Source organism: Micromonospora gifhornensis, assembly GCF_016863515.1.
In the GTDB taxonomy this organism is placed as follows: Bacteria; Actinomycetota; Actinomycetes; order Mycobacteriales; family Micromonosporaceae; genus Micromonospora; species Micromonospora gifhornensis.
In genome coordinates this window covers 1-15312 of sequence record NZ_BOPA01000073.1, presented here as the reverse complement: position 1 = coordinate 15312, position 15312 = coordinate 1, and the positions used below count along the sequence as shown (strand labels likewise).

Below are 15312 nucleotides of genomic sequence, written 5' to 3'. Positions count from 1 at the left end.
ATCTGCGCGGACACGAACTCGGCTACGTCCTTGCGGTGTCCCGCAGCCACCTCATCCCGCTCGACGGCGGCAAGACCCGAGTTCGCGCCGACCGGATCGCCGCCGACCTGCCCGCCTCAGCGTGGCAGCGCCGCAGCGCTGGCGCCGGATCCAAGGGCCCCCGCTTCTACGACTGGGCCTGGCTCGATGACGTGTGCACCGACGCTGACCCCGACGACGGCGGCCACCACAGCCTCCTGATCCGCCGCAACACCACCACCGGTGAGCTGGCCTTCTACCGCTGCTGGACCCCACGCCCGGCCACCCTCGCCCAACTCGTGCGGATCGCCGGCATCCGCTGGACCGTCGAAGAAGCCTTCCAGGCCGCCAAGGGCCAGGTCGGCCTGGACCAGCACCAGGTCCGCCGTTGGGACTCCTGGCACCGGTTCACCACCCTGACCCTGGCCGCCCTCGCCGTCCTGGCGATCTGCGCCGCCGACGCGACCCACGACGACCCGACCGACACCGGACTGATCAAACTGACCGTCAACGAGGTCCGCCGCCTGATCAACGCCTGCATCATCCGCCCGATCAGCGACCTCGCCCACCATTTGCACTGGTCAGGATGGCGGCGCCAGCATCAAGCCCGAGCCCGACGATCCCACTACACACGCCGCCTCAACCTCGAACTTCAGCCATGATCCCGAACGGCGGCTGCCGTACTAGTACTCCAGCCGCACTTGTCTGGCCTTGAGTCTTGGCAGCTCGTCGGCTTGATCGACGCCTGGTTGCACCGGGCCGTGTAGCTGCGCACGTCGATGCTATTCGTGTGGTGGGTCAGGGGATCGCACTGTCTGTCTGTTGTGGTCACTTGTGAGGCAGGCAGGCTCTCGCGTTTGTGTTGATCGATGAAATTGTGGGCTGGCGGGCGGGGTTGGATGATCTGCTGGCGCGGTTCGCACACCGTTTCGGGCGGGCGGAGCCGCGTCGGCAGGCGCTGACTTACCTGGTCGGGTTGTTGTCGCCCTTGGCGACCAAGAACGGCTGGACCTTGGCCGAGGCCGCCGGCGACGCGACGCCGGATCGGATGCAGCGGCTGCTCAACAGGTCTGCGTGGGACCCGGACGCGGTCCGCGATGACCTGTTCGCCTACGTGAGCGAGCATCTCGGTGACGACGATGGGGTGCTGATCGTCGATGAGACCGGCTTTCTGAAGAAGGGGATCAAGTCGGCGGGGGTGCAGCGTCAGTACTCGGGCACGGCCGGGCGGACGGAGAACTGCCAGCTCGGGGTGTTCCTGGCCTACGCCAGCCCGCACGGGCGCACGCTGATTGACCGCGAGTTGTATCTGCCCCGCAGTTGGTGCGACGACGCCGCCCGTCGCGCCGAAGCCGGCATCGCTGCGAACATCGAGTTCGCCACGAAACCCGCGCTGGGCCTGCGGATGGTCGAACGCGCCATCACCGCCGGCCTGCCGGCAAGGTGGGTCACCGCGGACGAGGCATATGGGCAGGACTCCAAGTTCCGGACGTGGCTGCAGCAGCAGCGCATCGGCTACGTCCTCGCCGTGCCCTGCAACCAGCGGGTCCCCACCAAAGTCGGCAACTCCCGACCCGACGTCCTCGCGGCCAACGCGCCGGCCCTGGCCTGGAAGCGGCGCAGTTGCGGCAACGGCGCCAAAGGGCCACGACTCTACGACTGGGGCGTGGCATCCCTGCCCGGCACCACCGACGGACACGGCCACTGGCTGCTGATCCGCCGCAGCATCACCGACCCCACCGACCTGGCCTACTACCTGTGCTTCGGCCCCGCCGACACCCCCGACGAAGACCTGATCCGCATCGCCGGCACCCGGTGGGCGGTCGAGGAGTGCTTCCAGACCGCCAAGACCGAGGTCGGCCTGGACCACTACCAAGTTCGCCGCTACGACGCCTGGTACCGCCACATAACCCTCGTTCTGTGCGCCCACGCCTACCTCGCCGTCACCGCCACCCACGCCAAAAAGGGGGCACCGAATCCGATGACGGCCTCATCCCTCTCACCCTCGGCGAGGTCCGCCGTCTCCTGGCACACGTGATCACCACCACCCGACCCTTCGACCACATCCATCGATGGTCACGATGGCGCCGCCGACACCAATACCGCGCCAGAACAGCCCACTACCAGCGAAGACACCAACTTCATCAGGTGCGGCTGGAGTACTAGCGGGGCCGCACCTTGCCGGACGTGGGGGCCTCCAGCGCGACAGCGACAGCCTCGAACTCGGCCAGGGCGGCAGTGAGCTCGGGCCGGTCGTCACGAATAGCTCGAAGCTCTGCTCGCTGAACTCGGGCGTCCTGAGACCGGATGGACAACCTGCATCTGCCAGTCGGTGAACGCCGCCTGCGACCCGAGTTGCTGGTTGGCGGCGTCGATAAGGGCGATGTAGTCGCGTTCGCTGAAGCTGCGCCGCTCGGCGATACGACCGGCTACCAGAGGCCCCCTTTCGGCAGCCTGCGCCTACTTGGAGGTCAGCTCCCGCGCCAGCCGATCCAGACCGCCCTTGATTAGCTGCGCGTACGCGTCATCGCCAAGCGCGCCGATCCCCGCCTGCGCACACTGGAGGAACTCGCGGGCGCGGCCGAGATCGCCGAGCTTTCGGTAACACTCACCCAAGTTGAGATGCAACGACGGATACAAAGCGGCCACCGACATCGGCACCCCAGCCTGCGCAAGCCGGTCGTCGGTGAGCAAGCCGGCCGCTGTCAGCGCCCGCTCGTCCCAGACCAGCTCCTGGTGCACGTTGTCCTGCACATCGGCCATCGAGTGCGCCAGGACGCAAACATGCAACGGATCGCCGCGCTCACCACCGATCTCATCCCAGATCTGCGCAAAAAGGTCGCGAGCAACCTCACGCTGGCCCTGCTGATGATGCAACTGCACCCCTTCATTGATGCGAGCGAGGATTTCATCGGCGATCATCAGCTACTCCTGCAGGGCTCATCTCGACGATGGCGCGGATCGTACTTGCCTCAACACCCAACGGCAGACCGTCCGAGCCGCCCAACTCCCATAGGGTGAAGCGTCGACCTTGATAGAGGAGCCGCCGGTGATCAGGTCAGTGGTGTTTGATGTCGGTGAAACGCTGCTGGATGACACACGGGAATTCCAGGCATGGGCTGACTGGCTGAGCGTGCCACGACACACCCTGTCGGCCCTGGTGGGGATCGTCGTCGCGCAGGGCCGCAACAACGCTGAAGCCTTTCAGTACTTACGCCCCGGCATTGATCTCACTGCGGAGCGAGAGCGGCGGGAGGCAGCAGGCCTCGGTGAACAGATTGGCGAGGCGGACCTGTACGCCGATGTGCGTCCCGCCATGACCGAGTTGCGCAGACGCGGGGTGTGGGTCGGGGTGGCGGGTAACCAAACCGTCCGGGCTGCTCACCTGCTGCGCACGTTGGCCCTTCCCGTCGACGCTATTGCCACCTCCGGCGAGTGGCAGGTCGCGAAGCCGGACCCGCTGTTCTTCGCCCGGGTTGTCGAGTTCGCGCCAGGGGAACCGAGCGAGATTCTCTACGTCGGTGACCATCGAGACTACGACGTCACCGCTGCACACGCGGCCGGCCTGCGGCCAGCCTTGATCAAACGCGGTCCCTGGGGGCACCTGTGGGCCGACGACCCCGCCATTGCCGACACCGGGGCCTGGGTGCTGGAGTCGTTGGAGGAGCTAGCGGATCTGGTCCGACCGAGTTAGCCGATGGCTCCGGCTGCCCACGTCGCGAACTCGTCGAAGGAACTGCCAGATGCAACGACAGGACGTAACGCACTGACAGCGTCCCGAACGTGCGGATGAATCCGAGTGTGTTCCGGTGCTGCCGTCCTCGCCTCCCACAGGGATTCGACGGCTCGCTGCGGCGAGCCGGTCTGAATGTGGGCGCGGGCCAGGTCGATGTAGAAATGGGACCGCCGCTCGCTGGGGACAGAGGCGGGGGGAACCCAGCCCGCGGCGGCACGAAGGGCAGCGTCTGGCTCACCGGAGTCGAGAGCCAGTGTCACTTCGTGGATCCGGACAGAGGAAGGCCCGAAGGCGGTGCCGTGATACTCGCCGTCGGGCAGCCTCCGCGCGCACTCGCTGGCTTCCCTCAAATGGTCATGGGCATAAGACGGTTGACGGGCCAGGCCGGCAAGCACCGCTGCCCGCATGTGCAGCGCACCGTACGTCGCCCGCCCTGCTGGCTGGCTGATGCCGCTGATGCTGGTTGCCGCTTCCTCCAGGAGCATGCGGCCGAGTTCGGGTCGGCCGTTGTGGAAGAACAGTTCTCCACGTACGTACTGGGCGGTGCCGATGACGGTCGGGTCGGACGTGTCCTGGGCGACCTTGGTCATCATGGTGATGATCCTGGCGGACAGGTCGTGGTGGCCGAACTTGTCCGCGAGAGCATCAGCGGCTCGGTATGCCTGCGTGAGGAGGGCCGCCGTGAACTCTCGCCGCGCATGGATCGAGGAGCGTTGAGCACGGTGAAGCTCGTCGAGTAGGGCGGGGATGACGATGGCGAGTTTCCGGTAGTTCGAGGTGAGGCGCAGGCGTACGACATGGTCCACCGCCGTCCGTAACTCGGCTGCGGGGCGGACCGGACCGTCTGGCGGGATGTCGAACGCATCGAGGCAAGCCCGCAATCCGCTCAGGTCAACCTCAGGTGTGGTGGCGGGGACGCGGAACGGTTCTGCCGACCCGGGACCGTTCCTGTCGGGATGCGTGCGCCGCGGGCTGTAGAGACCGAGATCCGCATCGGCGACCGCGCTGAGGACCTGACGCAGAGCGGCACGGCGCTCGGGACTTGGCCACCGGTGCTCCCCACGTTCCAGCTTGCCGACCCATCGGAAGTCCACGTACAGAGCGGCGAGACTCCGGCCGGGATAAAGACGGTCAAGAGCCGCGTTGACCGCGTCGGCCAACTCGACTCGGGACATGCACTGCCCAGGCCGCACCGGGGAAGACAACCTTCGCCGGGCACCACTGAGGATGGTGTTCGGCCTGATCGTTGTGTCCGGATGGCGAGGCACCGTCTCTCCCGTCGACCGAACGTGCCGGCCCTGCCGACTATGCCACACCCACGCCGACCGGAAGATTCGACCGTAGCGGGGATCAGGAGCGAATTTGCCGCCCATGATCCGCGCATCAATCAGCGCGATGAGGAACGTTGGCGTGTCCAGACGAACGGATTTTCTGCCTGACCTTCAGTTGTCGGTTACCTCTTCCGTCACCACACGAGGCCACCCCAGGAGCACCGGGATGGCCTCGTGTCGACGACAGGCAGGGAACAGGATCAGGCTGCGGCGGGGTGTTCGCCTTCGCCGCAGGAACGTGTGGGGCTGGAAAGGTCGCCTCGAGCGATGGCGGCGGCGCCGATGCGCTCGGCGCGTCGGCGGCGCATCCGCAAAGCGGACGGCGCCAGGCCCTGCGTGGCAGCGAGGTGCTCGATCAGCGCGTCGCCGAAGCGGGTGGCGCTGATGAGTTCGGCGGCGTCGGCGGTGATCAGGCCGGTGGCGGCTGCTCGACCGAGCAGCAGGTCGGGGTGCCCGTATGGCATCTTCGGCGACCGTGATCCCGTGGTCAGGTCCAGGGGCAGTTCCTGGCTGTCGTCGGTGGTGATGACGCTGATGCCGGCCCGCCAGGCGGCCCAGCACAGCCGTAGCCACAGGCGGGGTGTGTCGAGGTCGGCGGTGCGCAGGGCGTGCAGGAATCCGGCGAGGACTTCGGAGTCGACGTCGTCGGCGTGCCGGGGGTGACCGCGGCTGATCTTCGCCGCGAGGTGTGTCAGTGCGGGTAGTGCGACGCCGATCGCGCCGACGCCCACCCGAGAAGCTCAGCAGCCCGTCGTGGCCGAACTCCAAGCGGCGAGATGCAGCGTCCAGGCGTGATTGGTGCAGATAGGTCGCGTTGGTCAGGTACGACAGGATCCCAGGCCGCCGTGGGGATAGGCGGATTCTGCCAACCTGGTCGTCGGTCGGCATCTGCTCATGTCGACGTGCGTGTGTTTACCCTGAGGGCTGTCTCGTCCTGCGTTGTGGTTCGTCCGGGTACCGAAACGTGGTCGTGCCGTCTGATGGAGAGCGCCATCATTGCTCCGTGACCAGCTTTCCTGCGCAGGCGCGCCGCGTCCGCGACAGCACGCTCTCGCCGCAGCGCAGGCTTTATGCATTGCGGGAGTGCGCTCTGCACTGTTCCCCGTACGGATTCCGCGCCACCTGGCACCATCTGGTCGTCGCCGCCCGTATTCCACGCAGTCTCACCGACGATCTCGACGCGCTCGTGCGTGCCGTTGACGAATTGCAGCGGACGCGCGACGTGGTCGTGCCGCGTGCGCAGGAGTTCGCTGCCCTGCGGCGTCGAGAGAAGGCCACTGGCAGGCGACTCCCACGGACGCTGCCACCCTGGAACTCGTGGGGCTGGTCCCGGATCGCCTACTGTCCCGACCCTGAGCATCACCCGACGGAACCTCTCGCCACGGTCGTGCAAGCGGTCCTTGATCGCCGCGATGCCGGAATCAGCGTCGACAGGCACTGCCTGGTCTGCGGCGTCGAGAGGCGCCGCCCGGGCCGCGCATGCCCGACCTGTGGCGTCCATCCGGACGGCCCCGCCGCACGCTGGCGTGCCTTTACAGCCGAGGAGCGCTGGCAACGTGTCTGGCGCCGTGAGCTAGACGACCGGCCGACGCCGCTCGTCCCTTGAGTTCGAGGTGCCCGGATTTGCCGTACGGTGAGCGCGGAGGGCGGTCAGTCGAACCAGTTGAACAGGAGGTCGCCGAGCCGGCTCGGCTGGTGGTAGGCGATATCCCGGCGTTCATCTTCGGTCAGAACATGCAGGTGCCGCTCGTGGAGCGGCTGATTCAGCTCTGCCGTGGTGGCGACCCGCAGCCCTGCGCGCCGGTAGATGTTCCTTCTGGGACGTCAACGAATACCGAGTGGATCATGTGAAGGTCTCGCCGTTCGGCTTCAGCGACCAGGAAGACCCAAGCGGTTGACGAGGTTGCTCAACCGCTTGGCATCACGCAGTCGCACAGTTTGAGTCGACCGTCCGCTCCTCGACCGAGGGCGTGACCACACCATGCAGTGCCCTGGCGCTGTCATACAGCATGGCCAGCCAGGTGGCGTCGGTGGCCTGATCCAGGTGCGGCGTGGTCACTCTCGCCTGCAGCAGATGGATGGTCTCCATTCAGGGATCGTCCGGCATCGCGCGCGGCGCGGCCGGCGAACCTCAGGAGCAGACGCCTCCACCTGCGTTGAAAGCCAGTCAGCTCCTCGTATCCGCAGCTGGCGACCTCGCGCACGCATGTTGCACGGGTGGGAGCGCAGACTGAGCAGCATGAACGTTGTGGAGTTCGACGCGTTGGTCGAGCCGCTGCGTCAGAAGTCGGTGGCCTCGTTAGCTGAGCACGGCTTCGCGCTGATCGAAGGACGCACCGCCACCGTCGCCGAGGTCGCCGATCTGGAGAAGCAACTCGGTGTGACGTTGCCGGAGACGTACAAGGCCTTCATGATGCGCTACGGCGGTGGCATGGTCGGCTGCGTCGAACTGTTCCCGATCGTCAGCGCCGGCTCCGGCGGCGACGACGTCGAGTCGGTCAACGACCGGGAGTTCCCTGGCCGGACATTCATCGCGATAGCGCCGGTCGGCACCGGCGACCACTGGGGATTCCCGGTCGATGATGGTCACTGCCGCGAGGAGGTCTGGTTCCACTTCCACGACGGCGGCGACCCGGAGTTTGAGGCGGCCGACGTCCTGGAATTCATCGCGCGTCGTGGACTCAGGTTGTAGCGGCCAGGCCATCCGCTCCTGCCGCGATCCAAGCTGTCTTGACGAGGAGTTGCCCCGGCTGGTCGACGTCGCTTTACGGCATCCCGCCGCCGTCGCTCGAGACGCCTGCGTTATAGCCTTGGTTGTCGTCTCCGCCGTATCCCTTGCCGCGGATATTGCCCTTGTGTCGGTGACGCTGGTCGCGTCCGCTCTGGCGGATGGCGCGGCGAGCCTCCCTCAGCGTTCGATCGGACCTGTCCGCGTTCGCCCGTCGTCGGAGAAACAGCGCGAGGCCGGCAATGACAAGAAGGATGGCGACCAGCGACCCGACGATGAGCCACGCCCCTCTATTCATAGCACCGATCGTAGGTACGACAACAAGGCTGCCGTCGCCGACCTTGGAGAGCCGTCGACTGACGGCAGAAGTCCTCTTGCGCTGCTGCCCGGCGATACAGACGACAAGATCAGGTACGCGCTCATGCCGCAGACCGCGCGCCAGGTCAGCGTCCACTCGTGGCCGATGTTGCGGACGGTTCGGCTAGTACGAATGCCGTTCCTACACCTACGGCTCTCTGCTCGGCCACGGGACGGTCTGGGTAGTTCGATGTTGCGGTGACCCCTGACGAGCTTTCGGTGGCCCGGCTGGAGGCGCTGCGCCGCTCGGCACGGAATGGCCACGCCTGGGCCCTGATCGCGCTGGGCCCCCGGAAGCCGTCGGAGAGCTGACCAGGCAGGCTGGTTGAGGAGGAGCCGTATGACGAGGGCGCCCGCCAGTTGCTTGCCTCGGCGCTGCACGGCCTGCGCCGTACGGATGAGGCCCGCCCGGGTGTGCCGCTCCGGACTGACGTTGCTGCGGGGCTGCGGGGCTGGAGTGCGATGTGGAATCGGGCCTGCTGAGAGCGCTCGTGCCGCCGCGTAGCCGGGCCGGGAGCCAGCGTTGATCGCCGACAGGGCTCCGAAGTGGCGCAGTCGAGGGCGTCGGGGCATCCCGGCGACGGCCGTCCTGGCTACGGGGCGGCGAAGGTTTCGCGCAGCGCGGGGTCCAGCGGGCGGCCGGTCGTCGGCTCAATGAACAGGTCGGCGAGGAGCAGGTCGGCCAGGTAGGTGGGGTTGATTCCGGACTCCTTGCCACCGAGAGCCTGTGCCGCGCCGCCCAGGCACAGGGCCGCTCGCGCCGCGGCGGCCGGCAGCCGGGCGACCCGGCGGCGGCGACCGACCGCCTCGGCGATGCGGGTGAGCATGTCGGTCCAGGTGAGGTTGACGTCGGCGACCGGGATGTCCGCCCCGCTGGCCCGCTCCAGGGCGTCCACCGCGATCTCGGCCACGCTGCGCGCCGAGGTCGCGGCGGTCCCGCCGGTCGGGGCTACCAGCGGGGTACGCGAGCGCGCCCACCGGTCCAGCGGCCCGGCCCAGTTGGGTAGCCGGTCACCGGCCCGACCGAAGACGAAGGGCAGTTCGAGGACGGCGACCGGCAGGTCCGGGCCGGCCGCCGCCCGCCCTTCGCGGGCCTGCTCCAGGCGGCAGCGGATGTACGTGTGCCGCTCGGCGAGGCGCCACTGCGGGTGGAGCCGGTCGAAGTAGGTGTAGTACGAGCCCATCACGACGCCCCGGGTGAGACCTTCGCGGCGGGCCGCGGTGCACAGGCGTACCACCGGGTCGACGTTGTCCCGACGGAACGTCGGATAGATCGGTTTGGGCAGTGGCCGTTGCTCGTCGGTGCGGGTGGCGTACACCACGCCGTCGTGCCCGGCGAGCAACCGCCGCAGGTCGTCGACCGAGGCGGATTCCACGTCGAGGCGGTGGGCGACACCGTCCCGGGCGGTGCGGGCGACTGTGGTCGCGTCATGGCCGTGTTCGCGCAGCACCGCCACCACGCTGGCGCCGATCAGGCCGCTGCCACCGATCACGAGAATCCGCATACCGCATCGTCCACTCCGGAGGCCGGTGGGTGTCAAGAGTGCGAACCGCTCGACCCGGGGCGTCGCCGCGGATGCGACAGTGCCGTGTTGCGGCCAGAATGGCGTTCGGAGGTGATCGGGGACGGCCGACCAACAGCGCGTGCCCAAGCTGTGCTCGGTGGTGCTGGACAGCACCGACGCGAGGGCGCTGGCGGAGTTCTACCGGCAGTTGCTCGGCTTCGTCTACCGGCCCGGCGACGAGCCCTCGGCGGACGGGCGTGGCTTGACCATCGACACGAAGTCGGCTGATCGCAGGTCAATGAAACAAGTAGCCGCGATCTGCTCGTCACCTAGGGCGACGGTAGGCGTCGGTCGTTAGCGGCCCGGTCATGCCCAGAACCTGCGCAGGCGCCCATCTTCATGGATAGGCAGAGGGGAACGCGGCGACGACGTCTCCGTCCGGGCGCACGGACGGGCAGCAGGGCGCGTCACCGTCCGTAGTCCAGCTTCGATGGCGGGTACGCTCGGCTCTGCCTTCGGTGGGTTCTGCTGGCCCGGCGATACGGGCCAGCGCGGCCAGCAGGGCGTCGCCGAATCCTGCTGACGTGCCTGACCTCGCCATGGGTTGTGCTGCCACTCGGTCCGATGCACCCGGTTGACGGAGCCCGAGTGCTGGCTCGCGGTTCAGATTGTGGGGCGGTCGAGTCGTGGTTTCCAGGTGTTGCGGTCGGTCCATGCGCCGGCACCGACTTGGGCGTGGGGGAACGGAGTGGTGTCGTGGCTGCGGGTGCCGAGGTCGGGGCGTTCCTTGCGTTCCTGTTCATCGACTTTGATGAGGCTGGCCATGGCGTCGACGTGTCGCTTCTCGGCGTCGCGGAGGTAGCCGATGAAGGTGTTCACCACGTCCAGGAATGCCTTCTCAGGGTTGGTGCATGCGGAGAAGGGGCTGTTGATCGCGTCGAGGTAGGTGTTGAGGGCGGTGATGAGGGTGCTGATTTGTTCGTAGCCGAGGCTGGCGTAGGCGTTGCGAAGGCCTTCGAGCATGGTGGCGGCGCGTTTGCCTTCGTCGGCCAGCCAGCGGGCCTGGGCTTCGAGTTGGGTGAGGTAGGTGATGGCCCGGTCGGCATAGTGGGTGAAGGCTTGCGCGGCGGCGCCTTCCCAGTACAGCTTGAGGTTGGCGAGTTCGCCGGCCATTTCGGCGCGTAGTTCGCTGTAGGTGTTGGCGACGGAGTGGATCAGGTCGGCGCGGTTGCGGATGATCGGGGGCGCGGATCGCCAGGCGTGGATCATGAGGTCGCTCAGTGGGAGTCGTTCACCGGTGCCCAGCTCGATCAGGAGCGCTTCGAGTTGCAGCAGGGTGCTGCGGTGTTCGTTGATGAAGGTGTCGAGGTGGTCGCCGCCGCCGTTCTCGTAGTAGGTGGTGCGGCCGCCGCTGAGGGCGAAGTTGCTGTGGATCCGTAGTGGTTCCTCGACGACGCGGGTGTGGGGCAGCGCCTCGTTGCGGGTGGCGGTCAGCCGGTCGTTGTCGTCGGGGATGGTCAGGACGGGGGCGTCGCCTGGCTGCATCCGGTAGTGGGGTGGGGCGAGGATGCCGGCGCCGCCGGGACGTACGCGGATCAGGTTGCCGTAGCCGTCGGCCAGTGGCAGGTAGGGCAGCAGATCCCGATTCACCACGTCGAAGGAGGTGGAGACGTGCAGGTCGGTGCCTTCGTAGTCGGCGGCAATCTGCAGGAGCCCGTCGGCCATGCGGTCCATCTCGTCGCGCGCGGTGTTGGCCTCTCTGACCCGGCTGTCCAGTGCCGCAGCCCAGTCCCTGCCGAGTTTGTCGGACACCCCGTCGAGAGTGCCCCAGGCAGAGCGGGGGATGGCTCCGATGTCGGTGAGGTAGCGGCGGATCGCGCTGTAACAGGTCGCGTCTTCGTACCGCTCGACACCGAAGGCCACCAACGCCCGGGTCTCCACGGCGAAAGTGGATATGTCAGTGCTCACCGTGTCCGCTCCTCATCGTCGGGCGGCTCGGGTGGGGTGAACTCGTGCACCCCGACGGGTGAGCCGAAGTAGTCGACGCGGAGCTGCCGGTACTGTCGCCGGTGCTCGGTGAGGGCCGCTACGAGCGCGGAGCGGATCTCGTCGGCCACATCCTGCTCGGTACACCGCCGCAGCAGGCCCGGTCGGATGCGGACATCGATGTCCCCGTCCTGGTCGCGGACAACCTCCACCCACTGCTTCGTGGAGATCCCGACAGCCCTGATCCGGGCCACGTCAGCGAAGTACCGTGCCAGGTTGTCCACTGTCGGCCTCCTACTCGCTGGCGGTGAGGGTCATCGTCAGGTCGGCGATGCGCTGCGCGGTGACCGTGGTGGAGGAGACGACGCCCGTGTCGGGCCGGTCAGGGCCGGTCAACGACACCACGATGTGTCCGTAGCGTGACGGCGAGGCCAGGAAGACGCGGGTGAAGGCCTTGGCGTTGATCGTCTCCGCGCACGACTTCGCCGCCTCATACCGGTCGGCGCCCGGATAGGGAACAGCCTCGCCATAGCAGGGGCTGTCGGACACCCGCCGGCGTAGCGTCTCGATGTCGGCGCCCTCACTGAGGCTGATGATGGCCTCACCCCGGTACGACTGGTCAGCTGCGGTGAAGGCGAATTCGCACCGCACCACCGACCGGACGGCCTCCCGCCGTGGCTGCACCTGCGTCACCGTCCACGATCCCGGCACCGCCTCCGGCAGCGCAGCGGCAACATCCCCGCAGGACGGCACCGTCTGATCCTCGCTCCACGGTGCCCACCGCCACAGCCCGAGCAGACCCACACCCAGCACTGCCACGCCGGCCACCACGGCAAGCTGCCTGCGCACCGGGAAGCTCACCACCCGGAGCGGCTGCCGCGAGACCCGCCGCGCTCGGCCGGCTGCTGCACACGCGCCCACGCCAACCTCACCGCCGCTCGCACCTGACCAGCCAGCGAATCCTCGGTATGCCGACGCAGGCCCTGCACCTGAACGCGAACCTGCCCATCAACGCCGGCAACGATCCGCACCGAACGGTCCGGCGACCACACATCCACATCCGAGGGCCGCGACACCTCAGCGGCCATCGGCGGACCTCTTCACGTGGCGTGCCCGTGAAGGACGCGATTCCCCACTGTCGCACCCAGCCCCCGTCCCCATGCCGGCGACCATACCAACGCCCGTCACCGTCTCGCTGCCCTGCGTGACCGCCCCGTCGGCGGGGATGGCAACAAGGTGAGGGTGGGGCAGTGGTGTCTGGCGGCTGGCGGGCTTCTCAGCCCGGTATCGAGACTCCGATGATCGTGGCGGTTGCTTGTACAGATCGGTCTTCGTGCATGGTGATCGTCTGGTCAGGCCGGAGATCACGCCACCCGTCGAGGGCCAGGGGAGCCAGACGAACCGATCCTGTCGCCCCCGGCGCCAGTTCGGGGGCGTACTCGACCCAGATCCGGGCGACACGAAAGTTGGGCTGACCCTCGGGCAGGTACTGGCCGATGTGCCACAGCGGCCGCAACACGCCCTTACCCGGTACGGGGGTTTGCCGGCCTCCCTCGGCGGCCGGCACGAGCGTCAGTTGGGCGCGGATGATCCCGTGGATGCTTTCCCAGCGCCGCCACCGGCACCAGGTGGCCGTGTCGGGAAGCCACATCAGCTCCGCGGCCTCGATCAGCAGGTCCCACCACTGCGCATCGGCAGGCCAGCCATCGAGGTCGGCGAGGAGATCAAGGGCGACTCCCCACTCGTTGTATCCGAGGTAATCCACTATGTCGGCGACAGTGACTCCGGCCTCGTTGGTGGCGTTGGCCGGAACCATCGTCACCGCCCGACCGAGCAGTTCAGGAACATCCACCTCGCCATTGTCCTGGCCACACCCCTACTCGGCGACGCCGTATCCAGGCGGTACACACCATGCGGCCGCACGAGCGCGGCCGTGTGGCGTCAGAGCCCGCTCGCAGAGGGCTGGGTCGGCCCCGGCAGTGCAAGGTTGAGGTCAAGTACATGCTCAGAGACGAGACATCGCTACTTCCGGCACTCACCCAACAAGGCATCCGGTCGTCCGAGCAGGGTACGCCAGGACGATCAGGCGTACGCACCCCTCACAGGGCGGTACGGGATGCCAAAGCGGGGCATTTCCCTGTGCCCTGCTGCGCACCCATAGCGGCCTGCACCTGTTTACCGTCAAACGGCCGTTGAACAAACACAAATTGACCTGGGGAGTTGCCCCCTGGTCCTGGACACTTGAGCCTTGGATCGTGATGGTCTGGGGAGATCAGGAGTCCCTGACAGATGGTGATGAAGCGCTACCCCGCTGAGTTCAAGGCCGATGCGGTCGTGTTGTACCGGTCTCGGCCGGGGGCGACGATCGCGCAGATCGCTGACGATCTCGGGGTCAACCGGGAGACGCTGCGGAGTTGGGTCCGCGCTGATGATCAGTGTCGGGGCGCTGCTGGGTCGGCCGCGTCGGCGGCGGGGCCGCAGGCGGGCGGCTCGGTCGAGGATGAGAACGCCGCGTTGCGCCGGCGGATCCGGGAGTTGGAGGAAGAGCGGGACATTCTGCGGAAGGCGGCCCGGTATTTCGCCGGGGAGACGCGCTGGTGAACCGCTTCCAGTTCGTCGCCGACCATCAGCAGCGCTACGGCGTGAAGCGGGAGTCGTGCGGGGTCATTGGTGCTGGGGCGCGCGGGAAGACCTCGACGTCAGGTCTGCCAGCCAGGCATGTCCCGAATGCACTTGCTTGAGCAGCCTGGACAGCGTCTCGCGTTGGGCAGGAGTCAGCAGCGGGAGGACGCCGTCGAAGTCCGCCTGGTCCTTGGGGCGTACGTGCTTGGCCTTGAAGAGAAGGACGAGTTCGGGGGTCAGGTACGGGATCCGGCTCGAGGTGTGTCGGATGATGTCGGCATAGGGCAGCCTGATCGTTTCGTCTCGCCGGCAAATCCATATGTCGCCGTCGTGCGGCTCACGGAAGACGTCAAGCAAGTAACGTCCCGTCTCCGGCTCGCGTAGCCACGTCTGCCGGGTGGCGGCCAGCACCTCCGGCGTCGCCGATTCCCAGATCCGAGCGGCGCCGACCGCGTCGAACGTGAACTCAGCGAAACGCTCGCGGATCTCCGGGAACCCTCCGGCCGGCACCGCGATCTCGATGTCGTGGTGCTCGCGGGTCTGCTCTCCACGGAACAGATCCAGCGCCCACCCCGCCGCGACGTACCACGGCACATCGATCCCGACCAAGCGCCGTGCGACATCGACCGGCCTCCAACATTGCGCCCAGCGGGCTTCGAGTGCCGCTACGTCGTCAGGCTGGATCTCCACACCGCCGCAGGGCAACTGGTCGTCCATCCGCCGAACATATCTGGGATCATCGACCGTCACTCAACATCAGCATCCGCACACGCCGCTGAAAGCTTGGTCGAGTCGGGCAGTTGTGGGCTCACCCCAGGAGGTGTCGGCGGTACTGCGGAGAGGGATCACTCTCCTCCATCCCGTTCTCGTCCAGCGCGTTGTAGATCGTCAGCCAGCCGTTGCTGAATCGCAGGCCTAGCGCCACGGCACCGTCCGCCAGGTCACCGCCGGTCCACTCCAGAAGCTCGACCGCCTCAAGCCTCTGCCCATGCCGACCAGCCAACAGGGCGGGAGCATCATTGCGCCAGC

At 67.4% G+C, this 15312-nt stretch carries 17 protein-coding genes and 2 pseudogenes; 7 read left to right on the top strand and 12 right to left on the bottom strand.

Going from position 1 to position 15312, the window contains the following annotated elements:
- Both Vgi01_RS29640 and Vgi01_RS29635 read left to right on the top strand, forming a co-directional pair.
- Positions 1-680 (top strand): annotated as a pseudogene (locus Vgi01_RS29640) (IS701 family transposase); the annotation flags it as partial.
- A gap of 200 nt (positions 681-880) precedes the next feature.
- Complete coding sequence (locus Vgi01_RS29635; protein ID WP_204293263.1) at positions 881-2056, top strand: IS701 family transposase; 1176 nt, start codon at positions 881-883, stop codon at positions 2054-2056.
- A 422-nt stretch (positions 2057-2478) separates the two neighbouring features.
- Here Vgi01_RS29635 and Vgi01_RS29630 read toward each other — a convergent pair whose 3' ends face one another.
- Entirely contained in the window at positions 2479-2940 is a 462-nt protein-coding gene (locus tag Vgi01_RS29630) for a hypothetical protein (protein WP_204293261.1), read from the bottom strand.
- Between the two features lie 127 nt (positions 2941-3067).
- Here Vgi01_RS29630 and Vgi01_RS29625 point away from each other — a divergent pair, with 127 nt between their 5' ends.
- On the top strand, positions 3068-3712 hold the full coding sequence (locus Vgi01_RS29625; protein ID WP_013732961.1) for an HAD family hydrolase: 645 nt from the start codon (positions 3068-3070) through the stop codon (positions 3710-3712).
- Here Vgi01_RS29625 and Vgi01_RS29620 read toward each other — a convergent pair.
- Together Vgi01_RS29620 and Vgi01_RS29615 are read right to left on the bottom strand one after the other, a co-directional pair.
- Complete coding sequence (locus tag Vgi01_RS29620; RefSeq protein ID WP_204293260.1) at positions 3709-4914, bottom strand: hypothetical protein; 1206 nt, start codon at positions 4912-4914, stop codon at positions 3709-3711. The genes Vgi01_RS29625 and Vgi01_RS29620 overlap by 4 nt on opposite strands.
- Before the next feature lie 371 nt (positions 4915-5285).
- On the bottom strand, positions 5286-5816 hold the full coding sequence (locus Vgi01_RS29615) for a hypothetical protein (protein WP_239089245.1): 531 nt from the start codon (positions 5814-5816) through the stop codon (positions 5286-5288).
- Positions 5817-6088: 272 nt separating this feature from the next.
- Here Vgi01_RS29615 and Vgi01_RS29610 point away from each other — a divergent pair, with 272 nt between their 5' ends.
- Entirely contained in the window at positions 6089-6691 is a 603-nt protein-coding gene (locus Vgi01_RS29610; protein ID WP_204293259.1) for a hypothetical protein, read from the top strand.
- A 315-nt stretch (positions 6692-7006) separates the two neighbouring features.
- Here the strand turns inward: Vgi01_RS29610 and Vgi01_RS29605 are convergent, their stop codons facing one another.
- The gene (locus Vgi01_RS29605; protein WP_204293258.1) at positions 7007-7174 is read right to left on the bottom strand and encodes a hypothetical protein; all 168 of its coding nucleotides are present in this window, start codon (positions 7172-7174) and stop codon (positions 7007-7009) included.
- Between the two features lie 150 nt (positions 7175-7324).
- Between Vgi01_RS29605 and Vgi01_RS29600 the strand changes: the two genes are divergently transcribed.
- Complete coding sequence (locus tag Vgi01_RS29600; RefSeq protein ID WP_204293257.1) at positions 7325-7777, top strand: SMI1/KNR4 family protein; 453 nt, start codon at positions 7325-7327, stop codon at positions 7775-7777.
- A gap of 73 nt (positions 7778-7850) precedes the next feature.
- On the opposite strand, the gene Vgi01_RS29595 is transcribed toward Vgi01_RS29600, so the two are convergent.
- Together Vgi01_RS29595 and Vgi01_RS29590 are read right to left on the bottom strand one after the other, a co-directional pair.
- Positions 7851-8267 (bottom strand): DUF4381 domain-containing protein, encoded by a 417-nt coding sequence (locus tag Vgi01_RS29595; protein WP_204293256.1) that lies wholly within the window; start codon positions 8265-8267, stop codon positions 7851-7853.
- A 496-nt stretch (positions 8268-8763) separates the two neighbouring features.
- Positions 8764-9675: an NAD-dependent epimerase/dehydratase family protein gene (locus Vgi01_RS29590; RefSeq protein WP_204293255.1), complete on the bottom strand. Its 912-nt coding sequence runs from the start codon at positions 9673-9675 to the stop codon at positions 8764-8766.
- A 157-nt stretch (positions 9676-9832) separates the two neighbouring features.
- On the opposite strand from Vgi01_RS29590, the gene Vgi01_RS31005 reads away from it, so the two are divergent.
- Complete coding sequence (locus tag Vgi01_RS31005; RefSeq protein ID WP_239089244.1) at positions 9833-10033, top strand: VOC family protein; 201 nt, start codon at positions 9833-9835, stop codon at positions 10031-10033.
- A gap of 305 nt (positions 10034-10338) precedes the next feature.
- Here Vgi01_RS31005 and Vgi01_RS29580 read toward each other — a convergent pair whose 3' ends face one another.
- The 4 genes from Vgi01_RS29580 to Vgi01_RS29565 form a co-directional block, all read right to left on the bottom strand.
- Positions 10339-11643, bottom strand: a complete 1305-nt coding sequence (locus tag Vgi01_RS29580) for a WXG100 family type VII secretion target (protein ID WP_204293254.1) — start codon at positions 11641-11643, stop codon at positions 10339-10341.
- The gene (locus Vgi01_RS29575; RefSeq protein ID WP_204293253.1) at positions 11640-11945 is read right to left on the bottom strand and encodes a hypothetical protein; all 306 of its coding nucleotides are present in this window, start codon (positions 11943-11945) and stop codon (positions 11640-11642) included. Before Vgi01_RS29575 ends, Vgi01_RS29580 begins: the two co-directional genes overlap by 4 nt.
- A 10-nt stretch (positions 11946-11955) precedes the next feature.
- Complete coding sequence (locus Vgi01_RS29570; protein WP_239089243.1) at positions 11956-12510, bottom strand: hypothetical protein; 555 nt, start codon at positions 12508-12510, stop codon at positions 11956-11958.
- 427 nt (positions 12511-12937) lie between these two features.
- Entirely contained in the window at positions 12938-13477 is a 540-nt protein-coding gene (locus tag Vgi01_RS29565) for a hypothetical protein (RefSeq protein ID WP_204293252.1), read from the bottom strand.
- Between the two features lie 473 nt (positions 13478-13950).
- Between Vgi01_RS29565 and Vgi01_RS29560 the strand changes: the two genes are divergently transcribed.
- On the top strand, positions 13951-14262 hold the full coding sequence (locus tag Vgi01_RS29560) for a transposase (protein ID WP_204293251.1): 312 nt from the start codon (positions 13951-13953) through the stop codon (positions 14260-14262).
- A gap of 63 nt (positions 14263-14325) precedes the next feature.
- Here the strand turns inward: Vgi01_RS29560 and Vgi01_RS29555 are convergent, their stop codons facing one another.
- Together Vgi01_RS29555 and Vgi01_RS29550 are read right to left on the bottom strand one after the other, a co-directional pair.
- A complete protein-coding gene (locus Vgi01_RS29555) occupies positions 14326-15000 on the bottom strand; it encodes a nucleotidyltransferase domain-containing protein (protein ID WP_204293250.1) in 675 nt (224 codons plus the stop codon).
- Positions 15001-15091: 91 nt separating this feature from the next.
- Positions 15092-15312, bottom strand: a pseudogene (locus Vgi01_RS29550) (hypothetical protein); the annotation flags it as partial.